The organism is Rheinheimera gaetbuli, assembly GCF_054781935.1.
The window spans coordinates 547153-570417 of sequence record NZ_BAAGTL010000008.1; the positions used below are offsets into that span (position 1 = coordinate 547153).

The window sequence follows — 23265 nt, forward strand, 5'->3', positions numbered from 1 at the left end:
CGTGCATAGCAAAATGGCAGCCAGAGTTTATGTTTGCTTACAAAATATCAGCAGCAGGCTATAGTTTTTGCTATAAAATTGGCGGCAATATTCACAGTCTGTTCAGCAAAAAACACCTAATTTAAGCCAGCTTACCTGCAATTAAGGATCATACATCATGAAAACCCTGCTGATATCGGCATTTGTTATTACTTCGCTGAGTTTATCCGGCTGTGGCGCCATGCATACCGCCGTGGCTAAACGCAATCTGGATGTGCAAACCAAGATGAGCAGTTCTATTTTCCTTGACCCGGTAGAACCTGAACAACGCACCGTGTTTGTCGATATTCGTAATACGTCCGATAAGCCAGAGTTTGATTTAAAACCGCAGGTGATTCAAAGCCTGCAAGCACGCGGTTATCAGGTTATTGATAGTCCGTCGCGGGCAACTTATTGGCTACAAGCCAATGTATTACAGGTAGGGCGCAGCAATGCCCGTGCTACCACTGGCGCTTTGGCTGCCGGCCCGGGTATCGCCGGTGGCGCCGTAACCGGTTATGCACTGCACCGGGCTACCGGCGGTAGTTCAGGCGGTGCTGCTATCGGTGCGGCAGTCGGTGGTGCAGTAGTGGGCACTGTGGTAGATGCCATGGTTGAAGACGTATACTACAGCGTGATTACCGATATTCAGATTATGGAGCGTTTTGCCGGTACTGTACGTGAACAATCTGAGCATCAGCTGCTACAGGGCGACAGTGGCAGCACTACCTCAAGTTATCAGCGCAATACCGACATGCGTAAGTATCAAACACGGGTGGTTAGTTTTGCTAATCAGGCTAATTTAAAATGGCCGCAGGCAGAACCAGAGCTTACGCAAGGTATGGTGCGGGCTTTGGCCGGGTTGTTCTAAATGCGCAGTCTGTGGCTTTGCTGTGCTGTTTTCGTGCTAAGCAGTTGTACCGCGGTACACACCTCGGTGGCTAAGCGTAATCTGGATGTGCAAACCCGCATGAGCCAAACGGTATATCTGGACCCGGTAGAGCCAGAGCAGCGCACTATTTTTCTTGATATTCGCAATACCACCGCCGAGTATCAGCTACCGTTGGCGGAGGATTTGCGCCAGTTTATGCAAAGCCGCGGCTATAGCCTGACATCGTCGCCACTGGGCGCGCAATACTGGCTGCAGGTAAACGTGCGTACCGTGATAAAAGAGCAGCCAGGCAAAGTGTTAATGCACGAATACGGCATGACCGAGCACGAAGTTCATGCACTGCTGCAACCCGGCATGGCACCACCACCACCGGCAGAAACGCCAGAGCAACGCACCGAGCGTTACAACCGTAACGCGGCGGTATTTGTTGATACCAGTATTGCTACCGATCTGGATGGTAAAGATGTTGCCCGCGCACTGTTAGTGCTGGCTGCCTTTGCCGGTGCTGAATACATTGGTAATCAACTGGTGCAGGATAAGTACTACACCATGTTAACCGACATTCAGATTGCCGAGCGCATTGCGCCTGACAGCGAACAAAAAGTGCAGGAGTTCAGCGAGCATCAATTGTTACAAGGCGATAGTGGTGCTATGCAACAGCTGTGGCAGCGTGACACCGATATGCGTAAGTATCAGCTAAAGGTGGTTAGCTTTGCTAACAAAGCTAACCTTACCTGGCAAGATGCAGAACAACCCCTGCATCAGGGCTTGCTGCGCTCACTGGCGGGTATTTTCTAACCGGCTGCTTAAGCTGCTAAGCGCCCGCACATCCATACCGCTAGGGTGTTGATACACCCTTAAACCAAACTCCGGTAATATCGCCAGCAAATGGTCAAAAATATCAGACTGAATGCCCTCGTATTTTGCCCAGGCAGTGGTATTGGTAAAACAATACAACTCCAGCGGCAAGCCATCGGCGGTGGGCGGTAGTTGCCGCGCCATCAGTGTCATGTCCTGATGAATACCAGGGTGGCTTTGCAAATAGCGCTCTACATAAGCCCGAAAAGTACCAATATTAGTAATACGACGGGTGTTAACCGGCTCTTTACCAGCATCGGCCAGTTTGTCATTCCAGTCGTCTATTTCGGCCTGGCGGCTGACCAGATAATCTTTTAGCAGTTTAAACCGGCTTAGCCGCTGTTTTTGCTCAGTATCTAAAAAGTGTACACTTTGTTGGTCCAGCAGCAAGCTGCGTTTAATGCGCCGCCCGCCCGACTCCTGCATGCCGCGCCAGTTTTTAAACGGGTCGGTCATAAAGCGCCGGGTAGGAATGGTGGTAATGGTTTTATCCCAATTCTGAATTTTCACCGTGTGCAGGGCGATATCAATTACGTCGCCATCGGCGTTCAGCTGCGGCATCTCTACCCAGTCGCCCACCCGCAGTACATCGTTAGACGATAGTTGTACGCTGGCTACCAGCGACAACAGCGTATCCTGAAAAATCAGCATCAGCACCGCCGCCATCGCACCCAGGCCAGAGAGCAAAATGAGCGGGGAGCGGTCGAACAGTGCAGCAATAATCAAGATCAACGCCACAGCATAGATGGCAATTTTAACTACCTGTATATAACCTTTAATGGGCTTAATCCGTGCGTCGGGGCGCTTTTCATAGATTGAATTGACCAGATCCAGCAGGCTGCTTAGCGCCAGTGCGACGCTCAGGATCACAAAAGCGTTACAGACATTCACTGTAACGGCAGTAAAGGCGGGCGGCATGCCGGCAATATGCACTATACCGGTTGAGATAATCAGCGCGGGTACCACATTTGCCAGCCGTGACACAAAGGTAAACTTTTGTACTACGTGGTGCTCGTTAATGGGGGTTGCGCGCAGCGCTTTGAAGATACCGGCAATTAAAATGCGTTTAACAACAAAATTACCCAGCCAGCTAAGCAGTAAAAGCGCGCTAAGCCAGAATGCCAGCGCCATATCCGGGTGTTGCTGTAACGCAGCCTGTACCGGTTGTATTAGGTCTTCCACACTTGTCCTCCGTAATCAGTGGTGTAGCGTGGCATAGCTTACCCTGATAGCGGCTTAATGTCGTCGAAAACCGCCACAGCCCGGCTTTTACGGTTACCAATACTGCTCAACTGTAATATTGCCCGGGTCGCGGCGCAGGTTTTTCTTTAACCCCATACTTTCCAGTGTGGTTTTAGTGTCTTTAATCATGTCGGGGTTGCCGCACAGCATTACCTGTGAGCGCGGGTTCAGGCTTTGCCGGCAAACGCTCTGTAGCTCGCCGCTGTGTATCAGCTCTGGCAGGCGCTTGCTGAGGGCGCCGCTGTGTGCTTCGCGGGTAACGATGCTCTGGTAGTGTAGCTGCCCCGGGTACTGGTGTTGCCAGTGGCTAATAAGCTCCTGGTACACTAAATCGCCAAGGGTGCGCACGCTATGTACCAGTACTATATGCGCAAAACGTTGATACAACTGGTGCGTGCCCAGCATTGAAATATAGGGGCCAATGCCGGTGCCGCTGGCAATCAGCCAAAGGTTGTCACCGGCCGGCACTTCGTCCAGCACAAAAAAGCCCGATGCTGGCTGGCTTAGCTCAATACTGTCGCCCATTTTTAATTGTTGCAGCAGTGGTGACAGCTTGCCTTGCTCAACGGTGCTGATTAAAAACTCCTGTTCCTGACTACCCGGGCTATTTACCAGCGAATAAGCCCGCTGCACCCGGCCATCAGCTGTAGTTAACGCCAGCCGGACAAACTGACCGGCGGTAAAGACAAAGGGCGCTGTTTTAACCTTTAAGCTGAATAAATTGGCGTGCCAGTGATGGTTATCGGTAACGGTGCCGCTAAGCCATTGTGCCATGCTAGTGTTCCTGTGTATTTGTTTAGCCAAAGCCTAGCAAAGTCAGCGCGTTGTACAAGGGGGGCTGAATATCGCCTGTCAGAAAAGTTTACATATTTTCAGCGGCAGCAAGCGCAACAGTGTTTAACTATTTAAATATAAACAATAAAATTCAAAGGCGTGAATTTTGCATTCCCAAGGCAGGAATGTAGTTGAGGGAATAGTGTGATGAAGCAGTCTGTCATAGCCTTGTTTGTTGTTTTATCCTGGTTTAGTAGTTTTGCCACCCACGCTGGCATTATCACCTTCACCGACCGGGCGTTATTTCAAAGCTATATCAACGATTTTGTGCTTGATGAGTTCAATGAAATTACCCTGGCCACTTCGTATGACATTAACCGTACCGGTTATAACTGGACAATGTCAGGCTATGGCTGTGTCAACAGCTTTGGGTGTAATTACTATGGCAGTGCTAATCCATTTTTAAGCCCCGGCAATAATTGGATTTGGACCGAGGGCAGCGGCCAGTTTAATTTTAGTTTTGCTATTACCGCCTTTGGTATTGACTATGTTAACCCGCATTACAGCAGTAACGCCCAGTTGGGGTTAAATGGCCTGCTTAGTGGCATGCAACCCAATGGCTCATTTTTTGGTATTGCCACCACCGATGGCAGTTACTTACCTGGCGTTATTTATCAGCAACAATCGCCTTTTATGGGTTTTGACAACCTAACCTATTCTACCAGCGCCAATGGCGATACCGCACAAATTCCAGAACCCTGGCCGCTGGCGCTATTTGCTGTCGGTTTGCTGGTGCTGGCGCGGCATTCGCGTAAAAAGCCACAGCTGGCGCCTAACATGGTATAAACGGGCTAAACTAAAGCTGCAACCCATGATATGGTAGCGCTATGTACTCAGTTTAAGCCTTTGTATGCGTGATACCTTTTTCTTTGCCGACTGGCAGGTAGACCCTGGCGCCAACACCTTGCGCCGCGGCAAACAGCAACAGCAGCTGGAACCCAAAGCCATGGATGTGCTGGTACTGTTGTGCCGCCATGCCGGTGAGGTGCTTAGCAGCGATGACATTGTGGCGCAGTGCTGGCCTGGCATTGATACCGGCGACAACCCGCTGCACAAAACGCTAACCCAGCTGCGCAAAGCACTGGGCGATAGCGCAACTCAGCCAACCTATATTGAAACCATACGTAAGCGCGGTTACCGCACTATTGCCGAGGTGCGCTTTCCGCTGGGACAAGAGCAAAGCGTACAGCAGCAAAGCTGGCAGCAGGGCTCGCCGTTTCCTGGCTTGCAGGCCTATGATGCACGCTATGCCAGCGTGTTTTTTGGCCGCGGTGCGCAAATAGATACGCTACTTAGCCGCATTGCGCAGCAAATTAAATTCGGCCGTGATTTTTGCTTACTGCTTGGCCCCAGTGGCAGTGGTAAGTCGTCGTTAATTAACGCCGGGGTTATGCCTAACCTGATGCAAGGCGGCGGTTTTAACGGTATAGAGGTGGTATCTTTTACCAGCCTGGATTTAGCCGATGTCAGTGCCGGCCAATTATATAACAGCCTGGCCAGTACCTTATTAGACTGGGAGTTAAACGATGCGCCGGTATTTGCCGGCGACAGCGCCGCCAGCCTGGCAGACAAACTACAGCAGCAACCGCAGCAAGTGTTGCAACACTGCGCTAAGCAACTGGCCAATAATCGTCAGCAGACGCGTCGTTTTGCGCTGTTTGTTGACCGCTTAGAGGTGTTATTGTCTTCGCCGCTGTTCAGCGAGCCGCAGCGCAGCCAGTTTGTTACCCTGCTTGAGCAGCTGGCAACCAGTGGCGCTGTGCTGGTGTTAAGCGCCTGTCGTAACGAGTTTTACCCTGATTTAGTCGCCTACCCAAGCTTAATGGCCGGTAAGGCTAAAGGCGCCCATTTTGACTTAGCCGCCCCGGGCCGGGCCGATTTGCTGCAAATGGTGCGCCTGCCGGCATTGGCTGCCGGGCTAAGCTTTGACAGCGATCCGGCTACGGCGCTGGCACTGGATGAAGTGTTAGTGCAGGAAGCCGCCAGCAACCCCGACGCCCTGCCGATGCTGCAGTACACGCTGCAACAGTTGTACCTGCAGCGCAGCGATGACAATACACTGTTGTTTTCAGTGTATAACGCCCTGGGCGGTATCGAAGGCGCCATTGGCAAAAACGCCGAGCAGGCAATTGCGGGCTTAAGCAAAGCCGAGCAGGATTGCTTGCCCAACGTATTGTCGCTGTTGGTAACGCTACGTGAAGACGAGCAAAGTATTACCAGCCGCAGTGCCCGTTTAGCGCAATTGCACACCGACGCCGAGCGCGCGCTGGTTAATACCATGGTTGAGCAGCGCTTGTTTGTGTCGCATCTGCAACACGGCGAGCCCTGCTTTAGTATTGCCCACGAAGCGCTGCTGCGGCGTTGGCCGCGCGCTACCGCCTGGATCAGCGAGCATCACGACAGCTTAAGCGTAAAAAGCCGGCTGCTGCATTTAAGCCAGCGCTGGAGGGCTGAGCAGCAAAACAGCGCTTATTTGCTGGCCGAGGGCAAACCGCTGCAAGAAGCGCTGCTGCTACAGCAAAACCGGCTGTTTCAGCTCGATAGTGAGGAAAGCGAATTTATTCACGCATCTAATGCCAAAGCCCGGCTAAAACGCTGGACCCGCCGTGGCACCTTTGCCATCTTGTGTTTGCTTACGGTGACCGCTGTTACCATGGGTATCCGCAGTTTTAACGCCGAGCAACAAGCGCAGCAAAAACGCCTGGCGGCAGAAAACCTGCTTGGTTTTATGGTGGGCGAGTTTGCCGACAAGCTGCGCAGCATCGGCCGCATGGATTTACTCGACGGTATCTCTAATAAAGCGCTGGAATACTTTACCGATTACTCTGCCGATGACAGCAGTTTAAGCATTGAAGCGCGCCTGCAACACGGCCAAACATTAGAAGCCATGGGCGAGGTGGCCTATTCGCGTGGCAAAACCGACGAAGCGGTAGCCGCATTACAAGCCGCCCGTGTGCAGCTAGAGGCTGTACTGGCGCAGCAGCCGGATAATTTAGAACTGCTAAAAACCCTCGGCGCTAATGCCTTTTGGTTGGGGCAAATACAGTACGACGCCAGCGACTGGCAGGCCACCCAGCCCGAGTTTGAGCGCTATTACCACTACAGCGAGCGCATGTATGAACTGGCACCAGACAACCTCGACGCCATTATGGAGCTGTCCTACGCCACCAATTCACTAGGCTCACTGGCAATGAAACAGCAGCAGTTTGATAAAGCGCGACAGAATTTTGAAGAGTCGCTACGGCTAAAGCTAATGGCTCAGGCAAAAGAGCCTGAAAACCGGCGCTTTTTGGCTGATATAGCGAATGCTAGGTCATGGCTGGCCAGTGCAGCAGAGGCCGGTGGCGATGTTTTTTCGGCAATATCAGCCCACAAACAATTGCAAACTGATCTAGAGGGGGCTGATATTGCCCAAGAGCCATATTTATTGCACAGACTTGCCAGCAGTTATCAATTTTTGGCTGATTTATTTGGTTTGCAACATAAGATAGCTGAAGCAAAATCTACAGCAGTACTTGGCTTTAGTGCATTGTCAAAGGCATTAGCGCAGGATCCAGACAACGCAGCTTGGCATCGACGAAAGCATTACCATTACTATCAAGAGTTTAAGTTTTCAACTGAGATAACTACTGAACAAATACAGCTCGGTGTTGCGGATTTTTTGCGCACAATGCAAGCTGATAAGGCATTTTTGTCAGACAATCATCAAAAAGAAAATAACGCCAGACATTGGCTAACTGCAGCAGAGCATTTAGCGCAGAATGCCGAATTTCAACTCAGCAGAAGTTATGCTGACAAAGCGTTTAATTCTTATAATGAACTGATGCAACAGTTTCCGCAGAATAATGCCTATATCGCCGGTGTAGTTGAAAGCCAGCTGCTGCAGGCCAAGGCACTGCAAATTGCTGGCCAGCGGCAGCCAGTAATTGACCTGTGCAGCCAGGTACAGGCTAAGTTATCGGCTATTGTCATTAATAATAAAAACCCGCGTTATACCGTACCCTATGCCAAAGCATTAGACTGTTTGGGCCAATTACATCACTCGCCTGAGCTGGTTGCGCTACTGCAGCAAAATGGCATCGTTAATTTTAGTTTTAACCCACAACCATAAGGAAACACATTATGCCTTTAACCCAAGCCGCCAGCTTAATTCAGGTGGTAGTTCACCTGGAAAACGGCGAACCGGTATTTAGTTACCAAACTACATCTGGTCAACCTTTACCCAACGGTGATGTTACTGTGACTGAAGCCGGCACCATTACCTATCAGCTTATTGATAATACCGGCAAAGGCTTAAAATTTACCGGCGTCGGCTTTATTACCCCGTTCGACGGCATTATTGATGCGGTTACTGTCAGCAGTGATGGCCAGTTCTTGCAAATGCTGGATACGGATCGCAGTGCCGGTACTACCAAGTTCCAGTTTGTACTGAGTAATACCGCCAATACGCTGCTGGTGTTAAGCCCGGACCCGGAAGTCATTAATGAGCCTGGTGGCGGCTGATTATAGTTTTTCAATGGTTTATCAAGCCCCGCAAGGGGCTTTTTTAACTGCAAAAACCTTTTAAACGCTATTTGTTACGCTTTTCAGCACATCCTGCATTATCACAAGTTACTAACAGCTTGCCGCTGCGCGCTAAATACGAAATAACCATCTAAATAATTGATTTAATTAATATTTATTGTTAGAGTGAAATTAGGCGTAGTCAGGCGGGTTTTCGCCATGCTGTTGGCCTGCCGCGTTTTTCAGGGTGTTGCCGCCGCCCGGCTAGAGTGGCCACTTCTTGCTTGATGCGTTGATTTCCCAGCGCCATGTCACTTTTTACTGCATGGCGAATATCACCAGGTTGTGTTTTATCCATCGCGCTAAATAAGCCCCGATAAGCTTGTGGCCGCCTGGGCGTAATTAGTGCCAACGCCAGGTAAGCGTTAATTTTGTTGTGACTCTGAGAGGCTAATAGCCAACCCTGATTTAGCCTGTGTCATATGTAGAAAATTGGTTAATTATATTCAGCTTACAAAATCTTTATATCGCACTTAAACAATGGTTTGCAGTAGAAGGTTGGCGGAAGGTTGCCTTTGTGGGTGGGGACTAAAGTTTGTGGCGGTGGACATAAACCATCTAAAAAGTGGGTGTTTACCGTGTCTTTGCCCTATCAACATTAAGGAAAGAAAATGAAAGCACCTATTACTTCATCAAATCTATCTAACTATCAAGCAGGTAGCCAATTTAAGCCAACAAAGCCAAAAGCGCTATTTGTCTCTGTCATGGCGTTGCTTGCGTCGGTGTCGCAGTTTGCTACTGCGGCAAGTTATCAATTAACCACGCCGGCCAATGATGATGGCCAGGGCAATATGCTCTTCTTAGACAGGCATCATGTGTATTGTGACAATGATGGCTTGAACGCCTTGCGCCTGTACAGGCCCACGGCTACGCAAATTGCCTATGAGTACAGCTGCACACAAATGCCTAATACAGCCAGTAGTGATGTATTTACGCCAAACAACGACGATGGCGGCGGCAATGTTATTTTTCTAGATCGCCATACCGTAAACTGTGAAGGCAAGGCGGTGCAGTCTTTGCATTTACAGCGGCCAACCAACAATACCATTCGCTACCACTATAAGTGTGGTGACAAACAGCTGGCTAATGTAAGTGATTATTTTACACCTGCTGATGAAGACGGTGGCGGTAATGCGGTTTATCTGGACCGACAGCATGTAAGCTGCCCGACAAACCAGGTACTCAGCTATTTGAGACTGGAGCGACCAACCAGCAACACCATACGTTATCACTATAAATGTGGCAGCTATAACGAGGCTACGGTTCTGGGTTTTACAGGGGCATTTGCACCGGAAAACTGGAATTTATCGGGCGTTGCAGCAACTGATATGAGTGAGTCCGCTTTGTTCGCTTCAGTGAGCTACGGCGGGGGCGGGGTAACTGCGTCGCTGACGGTGCCACAAAAAGGGGTCATTAACTTTAATTGGAATATCGTAGTTAACTCCCCAGGCCAATACGGCGATGTTATTCGTTACGTTATAAACGGCATTAATTATGATCTTTCTACCGCGGGCAGTGCGTCCGGTGCGGCGCAGGCTATTAGCGTAAATGCCGGTGACGTATTTCAGTTTTTGACGTGGGGTACGACTAAATCGTCAAACTACTATGCGACCTTTAACAACTTTAGTTTTGTAGCTGACGCAGCAATGGCACCACAATGTGCATTTTATGGCGATAATCAAGGCCGTAACGACATTGGTTTCTCCGGCCAGACATTTGTTTACCAGAACACCAGCTATGGTACAGACAGATTTATGTGGAATGGTGAACCCAAAGGTGAAGTACCAATAGGAACGGGCTCAGTTACCGATGCGCAGGGTAACGTATTTACGATAGGTGCACAGGTATCGCACCCTTATCCAGACCTTTGGTACAAAGAGATTTGCGTTAACACGCCTTAGGCAACGAACCCAAATTGTTGAAAAAACTGACAATGCTGCGTTGCAGGTTAGCTAGCTGCGCAGCAGATCGGGCCCTAATATCAAAGCTTAAACTATGTAATGTTGTTCTGATCCTGATATCGGCGTGGTGAATATAAATGGATGTTTACTCATTTTGGCTGGTTATTTAATTTAATAAAATCAATGCATTAAATCAGAAGGTTGTCGAAAGGTTCGCACGCGTATAAATCGCTAAAGTTGGCAGCAGTTAAGTCACTTAAGCGAGATAACCTGATGACAACTTCACAGCGCAAAGCCCGGTTAGTACCTTTGGCATTAAATGATGACAGCAGCTGGCATGATGATTCCGCCATGGACAGCGGGTTGGATGTTGGGGGGTTTATTCAGTATCTGGCCGAAGCGGTGCTGGTGGTTAGCCCGGATGGCGTAATTGAATGCGCTAATGCCAAAGCAGCGCTGCTATTAAATTGTGTTGGTGCGCCGCTGATTGGCCGCAACTGGCCGGATTTTCTGGTTAGCCGCTGCCAGCAACAATACGACGGCCTGGTAAAAATGGTGGCAAAACGCATTTTATCCTTACAGGCTGGCCCCAGTGAAATGGCGCTGCGCTGTGCTGATGGCGAGATAAAAGACATTGAGCTGTCAGTGTCGTTTTTACCTGAGCCAGAGGCGCATCTGGTGCTGGTAATGCGTGATTTAACCCGTTACAAAGCGGAATGTGAGCTGCTTAAGTTGCAGGCGTCTACCGATGCACTAACCGGCCTGGCTAACCGCCGTGGCTTTGATGAACAATTGCAGCAGCAATGGCAGCAGTGCACCGACGCACGCCGGCCGCTAAGTGTAGTGATTATTGATATCGACTTTTTTAAACAGTTTAACGACCGTTACGGCCATATTCAGGGTGATGCCTGCTTGCGTAAAGTGGCTGGCGCCATAGTGCAGGCGATGCCGGTAGATGGCAAAATGGCCGCCCGGTATGGCGGTGAAGAGTTTGCGCTGATACTGCCAAACCATAACGAGATCAGCGCGTTAAAAGTAGCCCGCGATGTGCAGCAGGCGGTGCGCCAGTTACAATTTACTGATGCTGGCTTACCCGCAACACTTAGTGTATCGGTAAGCCAGGGTATCGCCACCGAGACCAACGGCCAGTACCGCACCAGCACGGCGTTGCTGTGCGCTGCTGATACGGCGTTGTACCGCGCTAAAGCCGATGGCCGCGATTGTATAAATACGTCTAATTAAATTCAGGGCCTTTGCCGCCGGGAACATGCCGGGCGGCAGGGCATTAAGGATGTTGTTTAGCAAGTACTGCATCATCTACGGTTAGACAGCGCTTACAAACAAGGCGTTGTAAACCTGAGCCTGCGCGATTCTCCTGTTGGTAGCCGCTTCAGCCCGCTTTTACTGATAAATTTATGATATGGCCATCCTTTCATTGGTTATATAGTTTTAAATCAATTGCTTAAGATATGCAACTTGAACATTTTTGATATCTCGATAAGTTTCCGCATGTGGAATTGTGGCAACTAAGACCTTGCCTTAAGGTTGTTAGGCAGCCGCTGAACCCTTTAGTGACTGCATTGGCGTTAAAACAAACTATCAGTTAACGGGGACATTAAATATGAAAACTTTATACAGACTCGCGCTTGGGGTTGTGATGTTGGGTATGCTTTTACCCGCGCAGGCGAATACACGCTGTAAGGCTGGGGCTACCTTTAGTAACGAAACGGTAGATTGTGGCGGAACCTACATTACCGGCGGTGCGTGTTCAGGCAGTGGTGACGGGCAGTCTGCTGTTATTATTTTGAAAAATGCCAGCATTAAAAACGCAAAATTTGCTCAGGGCCGCGCCAGCAAGGGGATCTGGTGCGAATCCGGTACTTGTAATGTTGAAAATGTCACTTTTGATGAAGTATGTGAAGATGCTATCAGCACACGGAAAGACGGCGTAACGCTGAACATTAAAAACAGCACCTTTAAAAATGTCATGAGTAAGGATAAAAGCTACGGCGGTAAGCCGGATAAATTTATTCAGGTAAATGGTAAAAATGTGAAAGTGAATATTGAGAATTCTAATTTTCATATTGTACCCGCCAGCGGCTCTGTGCCCGGAAAAATAACAGGCAAAGCAGGTAAGGTGGTGCGTACCTGTGGCAACTGCAGCAACAATAGCGGGCCGAGAACCATTACCATGAAAAATGTGAACGTATATGGCCCAATTGATGCGATTGCCGGCGTTAACGCGAAGTATCGTGGCTTAAATTCCAACATCCGCGACACCATTACTATTACCAATTTGAAAGTGCAAAACTACCAGGCCCCCAGTGGCTCAGCGGTTAAGTCGACGCCGGAGATTTGCCAGGAGTACGAAGGTATTGATAAGAAAAAGCACTCTGGCGATGCGCCCAAGCTGGGGCAAGCTTGGCAAACCCAAAGTTGTAAAGTGAGCAAGAATAACGTGACCAAGCTATAAAATAGCTCAATACAGGGGCGTTTTATATTGGCCGTGTAAAATGGCGTGGAGCGACCAGGGCAACCTGGTCTGCTATGCCGGATTAAATACATTTTCAACACGCCGCGCTAATGCTATATTCCTGCAAAACTTGTTTATAAGGATGCGAACTTTGTTAAGAATAGTTTTAGCTATGGCGTTGTTGACTCTGCCTGCTGCAGCAACAGAGATCTACCGCTGGGTAGATGATAAAGGCCAGGTGCATTTTAGCAGCAGCCCGCCGCCTGAAGCTGCGTCCCGTGCCGAAGAAGTAAATATCAGCTTTAACGTAGATGCACAAAAGCCTGCAGCCAGGGCTGACTACGATGATTACGACGCTGATGAAGCCGACGACGCCCAGTCGCAAATTGCGCGGCCCAAGACACCGGCCGACATAAAGCGTGAACAGCAGGATGAATGGCGCTACCAGTGCGAAAAAGCAGTAAAAACGGCAAAGTCAGAGTATGAGGTTGGCGTTGGTGTAATTAAGCAAAACCACAGCGGTGGTTTTATTTCAGCAGACAAAATGAAACAGCAAATTGACGCCTTAGGCGCGGCCAGTAAAAGCGTGTCGATGCACGAGTGTATCGGTAGCAGTGGCGATAAAAAACGTAATTATCAGTGTCTGGCTGATTACAAAGGGCTTAACAACTGTGGCTTTGGCTCTATCTTCTGAGCTGCCAGCTGATTAATTACCACTGTCATAAATTTGTCTTGCGGCCATGCTATAACTGCGTCCGCTATGACTAAAATCCTCTATTTTTTACGCCACGCTACAGCAGACGTTATCCGGCCTAACCAGCTGGATATCGATCGTTGTCTGGTAGAGAAAGGCCGGTTACAGGCCCGTCGTGTTGCTGCTTTTATGCAGCGGCAAAACCTCAGTGTACAGCAGGTGCTTAGCAGCCCATACCCCAGGGCAATGCAAACCGCGGCTATTGTGTGTAAAGAGGCTGGTTTTACTGGTGCCAGCGAGCAAGCCTGGCTGGCGCTGGAAACGCCTACCGCAGTGGCCGTGGCCGAACTTAGCCGGCAATTACCTGAACTTGCTGAGCATACCTTGCTGGTGGGGCACGAGCCGGATTTCTCACTGCTGATTAGCCGTTTGCTCGGTACTGAGATGGCTGTGGTGAATATTCGCAAAGCGTCGCTTAGCTGTATCAGCGTTAATGAAAATGTGACACAAGCTGAACTGCAGTGGTCGGTGCCAGCACGTTTTATGTAATGCTTTGACGTCCTGAACTTGCCATAAGCCGTGGCTTTGGGCACAGTGAACAAAATTGCTAACGTTCACCGCTATGCCAGACTATCTTTTCGTGTACGGCACTATGTGTATAACCGCAGTACAGTCGGGCTGCGGTTAATAGCATCGGGCGATTTTCTGCATGCAGCCAATAGCATGACTTAACCGGCTTTAAGCTGGATTTCAACCGAACGGTAGTACAGGGTGGTTAGGCCTTCAAAGCCGGAGTCGGTGCCAATAAAAAACCAGATATTGCCGTTGGCATCAGAGGTAAAGTCTAACGTTTGCGCGGTGCTGGTTTCGATGGTTTTGTTTTTGTAAAGCGTGGCCTCGCAATTGGCTCCCTCAGTGGCAAGATTGCCGATAACCTTTGCCTGGCTGCCGCTTTGCGCCTGATTGCCTTTATCAACATTAAGGTAATAACCATCTTGTTTAGGCTCAATATCGGCGTAACCAAATTTCAGATATACAGATTCACCCGGCGAGCCGCCAATTCCCATGCAGCCAATACCAATGTTAGATAACAGGTTGAGTTTTAGTGTTGCTTTGTATCGGCTTGATGGCTGCAGGCCGCTAATCTTGCGTTTCATAAACATAAACAAATCATCACTGCGGTTGTGGCCACTGATCATTAGGCCCTGGCCGCTAAATCCCTGTGGCAAGGGGCTGATACCATGCTGCAGTTCATATATTTCGATATGCTCATAGTCGGCAGGGTAATCTGAATAAGCAACCTGCCAACCCTGGCTACCATAATTAAAATCATAAATGTAGTTATCGTTGGACGAATCGTCCGTTTCACAACCGGTCATCAATGCCAGACAACACAATAAGCTGGTAGAGCGTAATAGTAGTTTCATGTTAGGTTCCTGATAGTTGTTATCAGCAGCCTAACGAGTTGTGATAGCGCAAGTTGTAATAAATAGTGATGTAACTGTAAACAGGCGTTATTGCAGGCAAGTATTGGTGTGATATTGCAGCAGGTGTCATCAGTCTTTTAACAACAGAAAGCCGCAATGCGGCTCTCTGTTGTTACTGCAGAGACTTAATGGCGGAAATGACGTACGCCGGTAAATACCATTGCCATACCGTGTTCGTCGGCAGCGGCGATGACTTCGGCATCACGCATTGAGCCACCTGGCTGGATCACGGCGGTAATACCGGCCGCGGCAGCGGCGTCGATACCATCACGAAACGGGAAGAAGGCGTCTGAGGCCATTACTGAGCCCTTAACTTCCAGCTTCTCGTCGGCAGCCTTGATACCAGCGATTTTAGCGCTGTATACGCGGCTCATTTGCCCTGCGCCAACACCAATGGTCATGCTGTCTTTCACGTAGACGATGGCGTTAGATTTAACAAACTTGGCCACTTTCCAGCAGAACAGTAAGTCTTTTAACTCCTGCTCAGTGGGCTGGCGCTTGGTAACCACTTTTAAATCGTTGGCAGACACTTTGGCCTGATCGCGATCTTGCAGCAACATGCCGCCGTTAACCTGTTTGATATCCAGCGCTGGCGCTGCCGGGCTAAATTCACCACACACCAGTAAACGCACATTGGGCTTAGTGCCAACTACGGCCACTGCAGCGTCGGTAGCAGACGGCGCAATAATCACTTCAACAAACTGACGGCTGACAATTTCTTGCGCCGTGGTTTCATCTAACGGGCGGTTAAAGGCGATAATACCGCCAAAGGCCGATGTTGGGTCGGTTTGGTAAGCACGGTTATAGGCCGCAAGGATGGAATCACCAATAGCTACGCCGCAAGGGTTAGCGTGTTTAACAATAACACAGGCTGGTTCATCGAATTCTTTGACGCATTCCAGCGCCGCATCGGTGTCGGCAATATTGTTGTACGACAATGCCTTGCCCTGTAACTGCTTCGCGGTAGAAACAGAGGCTTCAGTGGCGCCGTCCTGCACATAAAACGCTGCGCTTTGGTGGCTGTTTTCGCCGTAGCGTAAGTCTTGTTTCTTAACAAACTGGCTGTTAAAAGTGCGTGGGAACTTAGACGCCGGCTCAGTTGGCGTATCGTACGCAGGCAACATAGCGCCAAAGTAGTTGGCTATCATGCCATCGTACTGTGCGGTGTGCTCAAAAGCGCTGATCGCTAAGCTAAAACGGGTAGCATGGGTAGTGGCGCCGCCGTTGGCCTGCATGTCAGCCAGCACGCTGGCGTAATCTTTGGCATTAACCACTATAGTCACGTCTTTATGGTTTTTCGCCGCGGCGCGCACCATGGTCGGGCCGCCAATGTCGATATTTTCTATCGCATCTTCCAGCGTACAGCCGGCTTTGGCGACGGTGCTGGCAAACGGATACAGGTTAACCACCACTAAGTCGATAGGGCCGATGTTGTTATCAGCCATTACCGCTTCGTCGATGCCGCGGCGGGCTAAAATGCCACCGTGAATTTTCGGGTGCAGGGTTTTAACCCGGCCGTCCATAATTTCCGGGTGACCGGTATAGTCAGAGACTTCAGTTACCTTAATGCCTTGCTCGGCCAGCAGTTTTGCCGTACCACCAGTAGAGAGGATATCAACCTTGGCCGCTTCAAGTGCGCGGGCAAATTCTACGATACCGGTTTTGTCGGACACACTTAGCAGTGCGCGGCGGATGGGTCTTAATGTCGTCATGCTTGGACTCTCATTTAGCTTGCAGAAATCGGTTACATTTTCAGCATAGTGAACAGAGGCTGGTTTGCTCACGCCAACACGCCGTGAACCCATCCCTGGGGGCTCGATTATGAACTGCTTCCTACAGTTCACCCTGCGGGCCATCTACGATGTTCAAATGTGTTCCAGACACATTTGTCAGGTATCCTGGCCTGCAACGGTTAGCTTAGAGCAAGCTAGCCTCTGTCGTACAGTTATTCTCTCAAATGACGCTTGGCTACCTGAGTACCGGTGTTAATGCGGAATTAATGCGTAAAATTCCTCAGTTGCAGCCAATAAAAAAGCACCCGAAGGTGCTTAGCAGCGGGGCGAACCCCGCGTTGGCATTAGCTCATGCCGTACTGTTTTAATTTCTTACGCAGCGTACCGCGGTTGATACCCATCAGGTTGGCGGCGCGGGTTTGGTTACCGCGGGTATATTTCATCACCTCTTCCAGTAACGGGCGCTCTAATTCAGATAACACCAGTTCATACAGGTCGTCTACATCCTGGCCGTTTAATTGCTGCAGGTAATTAGCGACTGCTTTCTGGGCTGCGGTGCTTAAAGCTTGCGGCTTTTCCTGCGACTGTACGTTAGCGTTAGTAATAAATGGCGAAGTAACGTTCGAATTAAACATTGCTTTTCTCTTTTACGTTAGGTTGCTGCTAGTTGATGAAAATAGTCATTTAATGCATCAAGCTGCTGCTGGGCTAGCTCGATACCATTGAACTCACTACGAAACTGCCCGAGCGTATCGTGCTCGGCTAAATACCAGCCCACATGTTTGCGGGCAATACGGGAACCGGCATGCTCACCATATAGCTGGTGTAAACCCTGCACGTGTTCCAGCATGATCTGACGTACCTCGGCAATGCCGGGGGGCGCCAGTTTGTCGCCAGTGGCCAGATAATGCGCCACTTCACGGAAAATCCACGGCCGCCCCTGTGCTGCACGGCCAATCATAATGGCGTCAGCACCGGTGTAATTCAGCACATGGTGCGCTTTTTCCGGCCCGGTAATATCACCATTGGCAATAACCGGGATAGACACACTGTGTTTAATGGCGCGGATGGTGTCATATTCCGCTTCACCTTTGTACATGCAGGCACGAGTCCTGCCATGTACTGCCAGCGCCTGTATGCCATTGTCTTGCGCAATACGGGCGATCTGAATACCGTTTCTGTGCTCGGGATCCCAGCCGGTGCGTATTTTTAAGGTCACCGGTACCTTAACTGCATCGACTACAGCACGAACAATTTGTTCTACCAGCTCAGGAAACTGCAATAACGCAGAACCCGCCAGTTTTTTGTTCACTTTTTTTGCCGGGCAACCCATATTGATGTCGATAATATCGGCACCAATGTCCACATTGTACTGGGCGGCTTCGGCCATTTGCTGCGGATCCGCACCGGCAATTTGTACCGAGCGAATACCGGATTCCTGCCGGTGGCCCATACGATTTTGTGATTTTTCGCTTTGCCATACCAAAGGGTTGCTCGACAGCATCTCTGATACAGCTAAAGCTGCACCAAAACGCCGGCAAAGCTCACGAAAAGTGTGATCTGTCACCCCAGCCATCGGAGCGCAAATTACTTTGTTCGCTAATTGATATGGACCTATGCGCACCACGTAATCCAAGGCTCTACCCGTAAGGGGCGCTAAGTTTACGGATTTTTGTAGCCATTGCAAAGGTTATTATTTAAACAAAAATGCAAATTTAGGCGGCTTTGCGGTCTTGACATTCGCTAAACGGCTGAAAAATGGTGTTTTGTAAAGCAAAGATAACGCGTAAGCGGCATAATCAGAAAAGATAAATAGGTGGAAGGTTAATTTATGACCATAATAAAAAGGCCTTACAGCATACACGGTAAGGCCCCAAAGTAATAAAAAAAAATCAGAGAATAAGCTTATTTCCGCTCTATAGCGCTGGTACCTGCAACGGATGAGTGTATGCTGTTCATGGTGTTGCGGGCTTCTTCGCGTTCAGCTTCGATTTGTTCCTTAGTGCGGCAACGCTTGTTTTTCAGCATGCTGCCGGTGCTGCGGGTGTTTTGACAAATTAGCTCGGATTTTTCTGTTGAATTTGTTGACGCAGTTTGTGCGCCATCGGCTTGTTTTGCCGCAGAGCTTGAACCTGCGCATCCTTGTGTTAACGCCGCAAGCAACGCGGCGAGTAGTACTTGCTTATACATGAGTTTGGCTCCTGTGGTTAAAATATGCACAAATGAAAATTACCTTTTACTGTGTGTAATTGCAACCGCATTTTTGCCATATTGTAAAATTAAATTGTAAAGATTCGTAATGCAATGCCATGGTTAAACTCAGGTTCCCAACCAGTCTACCTGACCACGTGCCTGGCGCCGCTTAATCATTAGTTCTTCGATCAGTGGGGTTAAAATCAGCTCCATGGCTAAACCCATCTTGCCACCGGGCACGACAAGCGTATTGACTCTGGACATAAAAGATCCTTGGATCATCTGTAGGTAGTAGGGAAAATCGACATGCTTAATGCCACGAAAGCGGATCACAACAAAACTTTCATCTAAAGACGGTATATCTTTGGCACTGAACGGGTTTGAGGTGTCTACCGTTGGGACGCGCTGAAAGTTAATATGGGTGCGGGAAAACTGCGGCGTAATATGGTTAATGTAATCGTCCATACTCCTTACTATGCTGGCTTGCACCGCCTCGCGGCTATGGCCACGTTGAGAAGTGTCGCGAATAATTTTTTGGATCCACTCCAGGTTGACGATAGGCACCATGCCAATCAGTAAATCGACATGCTGCGCAACATTGTGCTCATCGGTAACGGCGCCGCCATGCAGGCCTTCATAAAATAGCAGATCAGTGTTTGGGCGCAAATCTTGCCAGGGAGTAAAAGTGCCGGGCAGTTGGTTGTATGGCACAGCTTCATCAAAGGTGTGCAAATAGTGTCTGATCTTACCGCTGCCGGTGTCACCGTAGCTGGCAAAAAAGGTTTCTAATGCACCAAAATCGTTAGCCTCTGGGCCAAAATAGCTGATATGACGGCCTTCTTCTTTGGCTTTGCGAATAGCGACTTCCATTTCCGGCCGGCTGAAACGATGAAAGCAATCGCCCTCGACAAAGGCGGCATCTATACCCAAAGTGCGGAAAATATGCTGAAAAGCGATAGTGGTCGTGGTGGTGCCTGCACCGGACGAGCCGGTAATGGCAATAATCGGGTTTTTATGAGACATAGCGTCGGCTCGGTAACTAAATTTAACCTCACCTTAAAGCAACAGCTAAAGCCGGTGCAATAGTTTTTCTTAACAGCTTTGCTTTAGCTGTGCGGTTTGTCGCGGGCAAACCGGCTTAGCTGCTTGCCCGCTGCTGATAGTTAGAATGTAAAGGTTGCAAGCAAAGGATCATGATCCGAAGAGCGATATGGCGTAGGGGCATATAGCTGCTGCTGTTGAGCGGCAGATTTAAACTCCAGATTATAATCAAGTACGGCCGGTTCGTCGGCGTTAATTGCCCAGTGCTGCATCTGGCTTAATTTTGCCGCCAGTGCCGGGCTTGCCAGCGCATGGTCCAGCGAGCCGGTGCGGCCACGAAAGACATAAGAGTACTGCGGTCCTTCAGCGCTACTTAGGTAGTGCCAATTTTTGTGTTGCAGCGCCCGGATCGGGTCTTCCAGGCGGTAGGCATTTAAGTCACCAATAATAAGCTGCTTGTCGGTTTTAACCCCGGTAGGCGCAGTTGCCAGCCAGTCACTTAATGCTTTAGCTGATTGAGTTCGCAGGCTATTCCAGCAGGCCTGACCATCTTGCTGATCGGCGTTGACGTCACTGGTGTCTTTCGGGCAGCTACCCTTAGATTTAAAGTGATTAATGCTAACAGTGACCAGCTCATTAGACGCTAAATGGCGAAAGCTTTGCGCCAGAGGTGGCCGGCTGCCCCAGTCAAAGGGTTTAGTCAGTAACATGGCTGCTTTGCCCTCAACACTGACACTGGATGGGCGATACATTAGCGCGACTTTAATGGCGTCGCTGCCTGGTTGCTCATTGGTGATGATAAAGCGGTAAGGCTTTACTGCCACCTTGTTAAGTGCGGCAGTCAGCTGTGCCAAAGCGCCGTTTGGGCTATAGCCATTGTTTTCTACTTCCAGCAAACCAATAACATCGGCATCTAATGCGGCCAGCGCGATAACGGTTTTTGCTTGTTGCCGCTCAAGTTCAGCTGCATTGCTGGCACCGCGACGGGTAGGAAATGCCGGGCTGTTGCCATAGCCATTAAAGTAGTTCAGCACATTAAAGCTGGCGATGCGTAAAGACTTTGCCGGTTTGGCTGCAGGGGGCGTAGGCCTGGGGTTGCTGCTATTAAATTGCACTGGCCTTGTCGGCACCAGCCGATAACCGCGTTCATCTTGCAATAAAATACCCGTAACTGCTGTCACCGTATCGCCAACCCTTAATGTGTTGCTGGCACTTAAGCTAAGCTTACCCAGCTGTATTGGATCTGGGTTTTGTTTTATCAGGCCATCGTCCAACACCAGCATATGACGCTGTTGCTGCGTCGTGCTCAGTTGTGCCGCCTCTTTACCTGGCGCCATAATGTCTGTTGCTACCGTTAACCGTTGATCGGCCAGTGTTACCTCGCCATAGCGTGCCAGGCCGAAGGTATCATTTACCGTGAGCAGCTGGTCAAAGTGCAATAGCTCGCCTTCCAGTTGCTCCCAGCGTTGCCCGGCACTAAGCGGCAGCCGCTGTGTTAGCGGTTGTAGCGTTATGTTTTGCTGGCAGAGTTTAATCGCTGTTATTTGTGTCAGGCTGGTTAAGCCTTTTAGCTCAGTTACCGTGCCGCTAACCTGCAACAGTTGCCCGGGTTGATAAATAGTGGCTGCTTCACGGTCAGCGATAAACAAGCTATGAGATGCCGCGGCATTGCTGGTGTGTGTTGCGCGCAGCACAATGCCGGCTGCAGGGCTGTTTTGATACAGCACGGCGCTAACCACGCCTTGCGTGCTGTGTTGCTGCCCCACTAACGGGCTATGATCGCCAATACCCTGAATATCATCTATGGCAGTATATGCAGCATCGCAAACAGCGGCAGCGTTGGTGCTGTAAAACATTAAAGCGAGCAGAGACACGGAAAAACAACTGAGTTTCATTTTGCGACTTCCAAGCTAAAATAGCAGCATAGCCTGAGGCAATGAACTGCTGATGACTACAATAATGCGTTTATTAGCCGGCCGCTCGCGGTAAAACAGGCTGTTACGGCACAGAGTAACAGCCAAAACAGTTAGTTATGCTCGCGGGCGATGGCGCGGTAGCCAATATCGCTGCGACAGAACATGCCATCCCAGCTTATTTTATCTACCAACTGGTAGGCGGCTTGCTGCGCTGCAGTTACATTTGCTCCCAGCGCTGTGGCGCATAATACGCGGCCACCATTGGTAAGCACCTGGCCATCTTTTAGCTCAGTACCGGCATGAAACACTTTGGCTGTGGCTGTGTCGGCAGTGTCGAGGCCGCTGATTACCTTACCTTTTGCATAGCTGTCCGGATAACCGCCTGCGGCCAGCACCACGCCAACAGCGGCATCTGCTGTAAAGTGGATCTGTTTACCCGCCAGTGCTGTGTTAGTTGCTGCCAGGCACAGCTCAACTAAATCTGATTGTAAGCGCAGCATAATCGGCTGGGTTTCCGGATCGCCAAAGCGACAGTTAAATTCCAGCACTTTGGCGCTGCCATCCGGTGCTATCATTAAACCGGCATATAAAAAGCCGGTAAATACCGTGCCTTCGGCTTTCATACCGTTTACCGTCGGGTAAATCACATTTTGCATAACCCAATCGTGTACGGCAGGGGTCACTACCGGCGCTGGTGAGTATGCACCCATGCCGCCAGTATTTGGCCCTTTGTCGCCATTGTCACGGGCTTTATGGTCCTGTGATGAGGCAAAAGGCAACGCCGTAGTGCCGTCAACCATTACAATAAACGAGGCTTCTTCACCGGTTAAAAACTCTTCCACGACGACCCGGCTACCGGCATCACCAAACTTATTGCCCGATAGCATGTCGTCAATAGCGGCTTCCGCTTCTTGTTGGCTTTGCGCAATTATCACGCCTTTGCCTGCCGCTAAACCGTCAGCTTTTATTACTACCGGTGAGCCCAGCTTCTGGGCGAACGCTTTTGCCGGCGTTATGTCAGTAAAAGTCTGGTAAGCAGCGGTGGGGATGTTGTGGCGGGCTAAAAAGTCTTTAGCGAAGGCTTTTGAGCTCTCTAGCTGTGCAGCAGCCTGAGTTGGGCCGAAAATAGCCAGCCCCTCTGAGCGAAACGCATCTACAACACCTTTAGCCAGTGGCGCTTCCGGGCCAACAATGGTCAGCGCTATCGCTTCAGTTTTCGCAAACGCCAGCAGCGCAGCAACATCATCAGCGGCAATAGCCACATTGGTCAGGTTGCCTTCGCGTGCTGTGCCGGCATTACCCGGTGCAACAAAAACTTTAGTCGCCAAAGACGACTGTGCCGCTTTCCAGGCCAGTGCATGCTCGCGGCCACCGCCGCCAATTACCAGTACGTTCATTTAACTTTCCATCAATTATGCAA

Annotated in this window: 21 protein-coding genes; 10 read left to right on the plus strand and 11 right to left on the minus strand. The window is 49.9% G+C overall.

The window, feature by feature from the left end; all coding sequences use genetic code 11:
* Nucleotides 1-157 precede the first annotated feature (157 nt).
* Nucleotides 158-889: a complement resistance protein TraT gene (locus ACYVIC_RS09360; protein WP_460859327.1), complete on the plus strand. Its 732-nt coding sequence runs from the start codon at nt 158-160 to the stop codon at nt 887-889.
* Complete coding sequence (locus ACYVIC_RS09365) at nt 890-1708, plus strand: complement resistance protein TraT (RefSeq protein WP_460859329.1); 819 nt, start codon at nt 890-892, stop codon at nt 1706-1708. It begins immediately after the preceding gene.
* On the opposite strand, the gene ACYVIC_RS09370 is transcribed toward ACYVIC_RS09365, so the two are convergent.
* Nucleotides 1688-2950, minus strand: coding sequence for a mechanosensitive ion channel family protein (locus tag ACYVIC_RS09370; RefSeq protein ID WP_460859331.1), 1263 nt, complete (start codon nt 2948-2950; stop codon nt 1688-1690). The genes ACYVIC_RS09365 and ACYVIC_RS09370 overlap by 21 nt on opposite strands.
* Nucleotides 2951-3043: 93 nt before the next feature.
* Nucleotides 3044-3784, minus strand: coding sequence for a ferredoxin--NADP reductase (locus tag ACYVIC_RS09375; protein WP_460859332.1), 741 nt, complete (start codon nt 3782-3784; stop codon nt 3044-3046).
* A gap of 207 nt (nt 3785-3991) precedes the next feature.
* On the opposite strand from ACYVIC_RS09375, the gene ACYVIC_RS09380 reads away from it, so the two are divergent.
* The 3 genes from ACYVIC_RS09380 (at nt 3992) to ACYVIC_RS09390 (ending at nt 8347) form a co-directional block, all read left to right on the plus strand.
* Nucleotides 3992-4630, plus strand: coding sequence for a hypothetical protein (locus ACYVIC_RS09380; protein ID WP_460859334.1), 639 nt, complete (start codon nt 3992-3994; stop codon nt 4628-4630).
* 64 nt (nt 4631-4694) lie between these two features.
* Nucleotides 4695-7955, plus strand: a complete 3261-nt coding sequence (locus ACYVIC_RS09385; RefSeq protein ID WP_460859337.1) for an nSTAND1 domain-containing NTPase — start codon at nt 4695-4697, stop codon at nt 7953-7955.
* 11 nt (nt 7956-7966) lie between these two features.
* On the plus strand, nt 7967-8347 hold the full coding sequence (locus ACYVIC_RS09390) for a DP-EP family protein (RefSeq protein ID WP_460859339.1): 381 nt from the start codon (nt 7967-7969) through the stop codon (nt 8345-8347).
* 202 nt (nt 8348-8549) lie between these two features.
* On the opposite strand, the gene ACYVIC_RS09395 is transcribed toward ACYVIC_RS09390, so the two are convergent.
* Nucleotides 8550-8705: a hypothetical protein gene (locus ACYVIC_RS09395; protein WP_460859341.1), complete on the minus strand. Its 156-nt coding sequence runs from the start codon at nt 8703-8705 to the stop codon at nt 8550-8552.
* Between the two features lie 313 nt (nt 8706-9018).
* Between ACYVIC_RS09395 and ACYVIC_RS09400 the strand changes: the two genes are divergently transcribed.
* The 5 genes from ACYVIC_RS09400 to ACYVIC_RS09420 all read left to right on the plus strand — a co-directional run bounded on the left by ACYVIC_RS09400 (nt 9019) and on the right by ACYVIC_RS09420 (nt 14024).
* Complete coding sequence (locus tag ACYVIC_RS09400) at nt 9019-10308, plus strand: hypothetical protein (protein WP_460859342.1); 1290 nt, start codon at nt 9019-9021, stop codon at nt 10306-10308.
* Between the two features lie 273 nt (nt 10309-10581).
* Nucleotides 10582-11550, plus strand: a complete 969-nt coding sequence (locus tag ACYVIC_RS09405; protein ID WP_460859344.1) for a GGDEF domain-containing protein — start codon at nt 10582-10584, stop codon at nt 11548-11550.
* Nucleotides 11551-11929: 379 nt separating this feature from the next.
* Nucleotides 11930-12781, plus strand: a complete 852-nt coding sequence (locus ACYVIC_RS09410) for a pectate lyase (protein ID WP_460859346.1) — start codon at nt 11930-11932, stop codon at nt 12779-12781.
* Between the two features lie 151 nt (nt 12782-12932).
* The gene (locus ACYVIC_RS09415; RefSeq protein ID WP_460859348.1) at nt 12933-13475 is read left to right on the plus strand and encodes a DUF4124 domain-containing protein; all 543 of its coding nucleotides are present in this window, start codon (nt 12933-12935) and stop codon (nt 13473-13475) included.
* 66 nt (nt 13476-13541) lie between these two features.
* Entirely contained in the window at nt 13542-14024 is a 483-nt protein-coding gene (locus ACYVIC_RS09420) for a SixA phosphatase family protein (RefSeq protein ID WP_460859349.1), read from the plus strand.
* Between the two features lie 179 nt (nt 14025-14203).
* Here the strand turns inward: ACYVIC_RS09420 and ACYVIC_RS09425 are convergent, their stop codons facing one another.
* The 8 genes from ACYVIC_RS09425 to purD form a co-directional block, all read right to left on the minus strand.
* Nucleotides 14204-14902, minus strand: a complete 699-nt coding sequence (locus ACYVIC_RS09425) for a hypothetical protein (RefSeq protein WP_460859350.1) — start codon at nt 14900-14902, stop codon at nt 14204-14206.
* A gap of 185 nt (nt 14903-15087) precedes the next feature.
* Nucleotides 15088-16674 carry a bifunctional phosphoribosylaminoimidazolecarboxamide formyltransferase/IMP cyclohydrolase gene (gene purH / locus ACYVIC_RS09430; RefSeq protein ID WP_460859353.1) on the minus strand — a complete coding sequence of 529 codons (1587 nt, stop codon included), beginning with the start codon at nt 16672-16674 and terminating at the stop codon, nt 15088-15090.
* A 365-nt stretch (nt 16675-17039) separates the two neighbouring features.
* Nucleotides 17040-17330: a DNA-binding transcriptional regulator Fis gene (fis, locus tag ACYVIC_RS09435; protein WP_445766004.1), complete on the minus strand. Its 291-nt coding sequence runs from the start codon at nt 17328-17330 to the stop codon at nt 17040-17042.
* Between the two features lie 17 nt (nt 17331-17347).
* Nucleotides 17348-18322, minus strand: coding sequence for a tRNA dihydrouridine synthase DusB (dusB, locus tag ACYVIC_RS09440; protein WP_460859721.1), 975 nt, complete (start codon nt 18320-18322; stop codon nt 17348-17350).
* A 278-nt stretch (nt 18323-18600) separates the two neighbouring features.
* On the minus strand, nt 18601-18885 hold the full coding sequence (locus ACYVIC_RS09445) for a hypothetical protein (protein ID WP_460859354.1): 285 nt from the start codon (nt 18883-18885) through the stop codon (nt 18601-18603).
* 129 nt (nt 18886-19014) lie between these two features.
* Nucleotides 19015-19911, minus strand: coding sequence for a phosphoribulokinase (locus tag ACYVIC_RS09450; RefSeq protein WP_460859356.1), 897 nt, complete (start codon nt 19909-19911; stop codon nt 19015-19017).
* 140 nt (nt 19912-20051) lie between these two features.
* Nucleotides 20052-21824 (minus strand): ExeM/NucH family extracellular endonuclease, encoded by a 1773-nt coding sequence (locus tag ACYVIC_RS09455; RefSeq protein WP_460859357.1) that lies wholly within the window; start codon nt 21822-21824, stop codon nt 20052-20054.
* A gap of 131 nt (nt 21825-21955) precedes the next feature.
* A complete protein-coding gene (gene purD, locus ACYVIC_RS09460) occupies nt 21956-23242 on the minus strand; it encodes a phosphoribosylamine--glycine ligase (protein ID WP_460859359.1) in 1287 nt (428 codons plus the stop codon).
* Between the last annotated feature and the right edge of the window lie 23 nt (nt 23243-23265).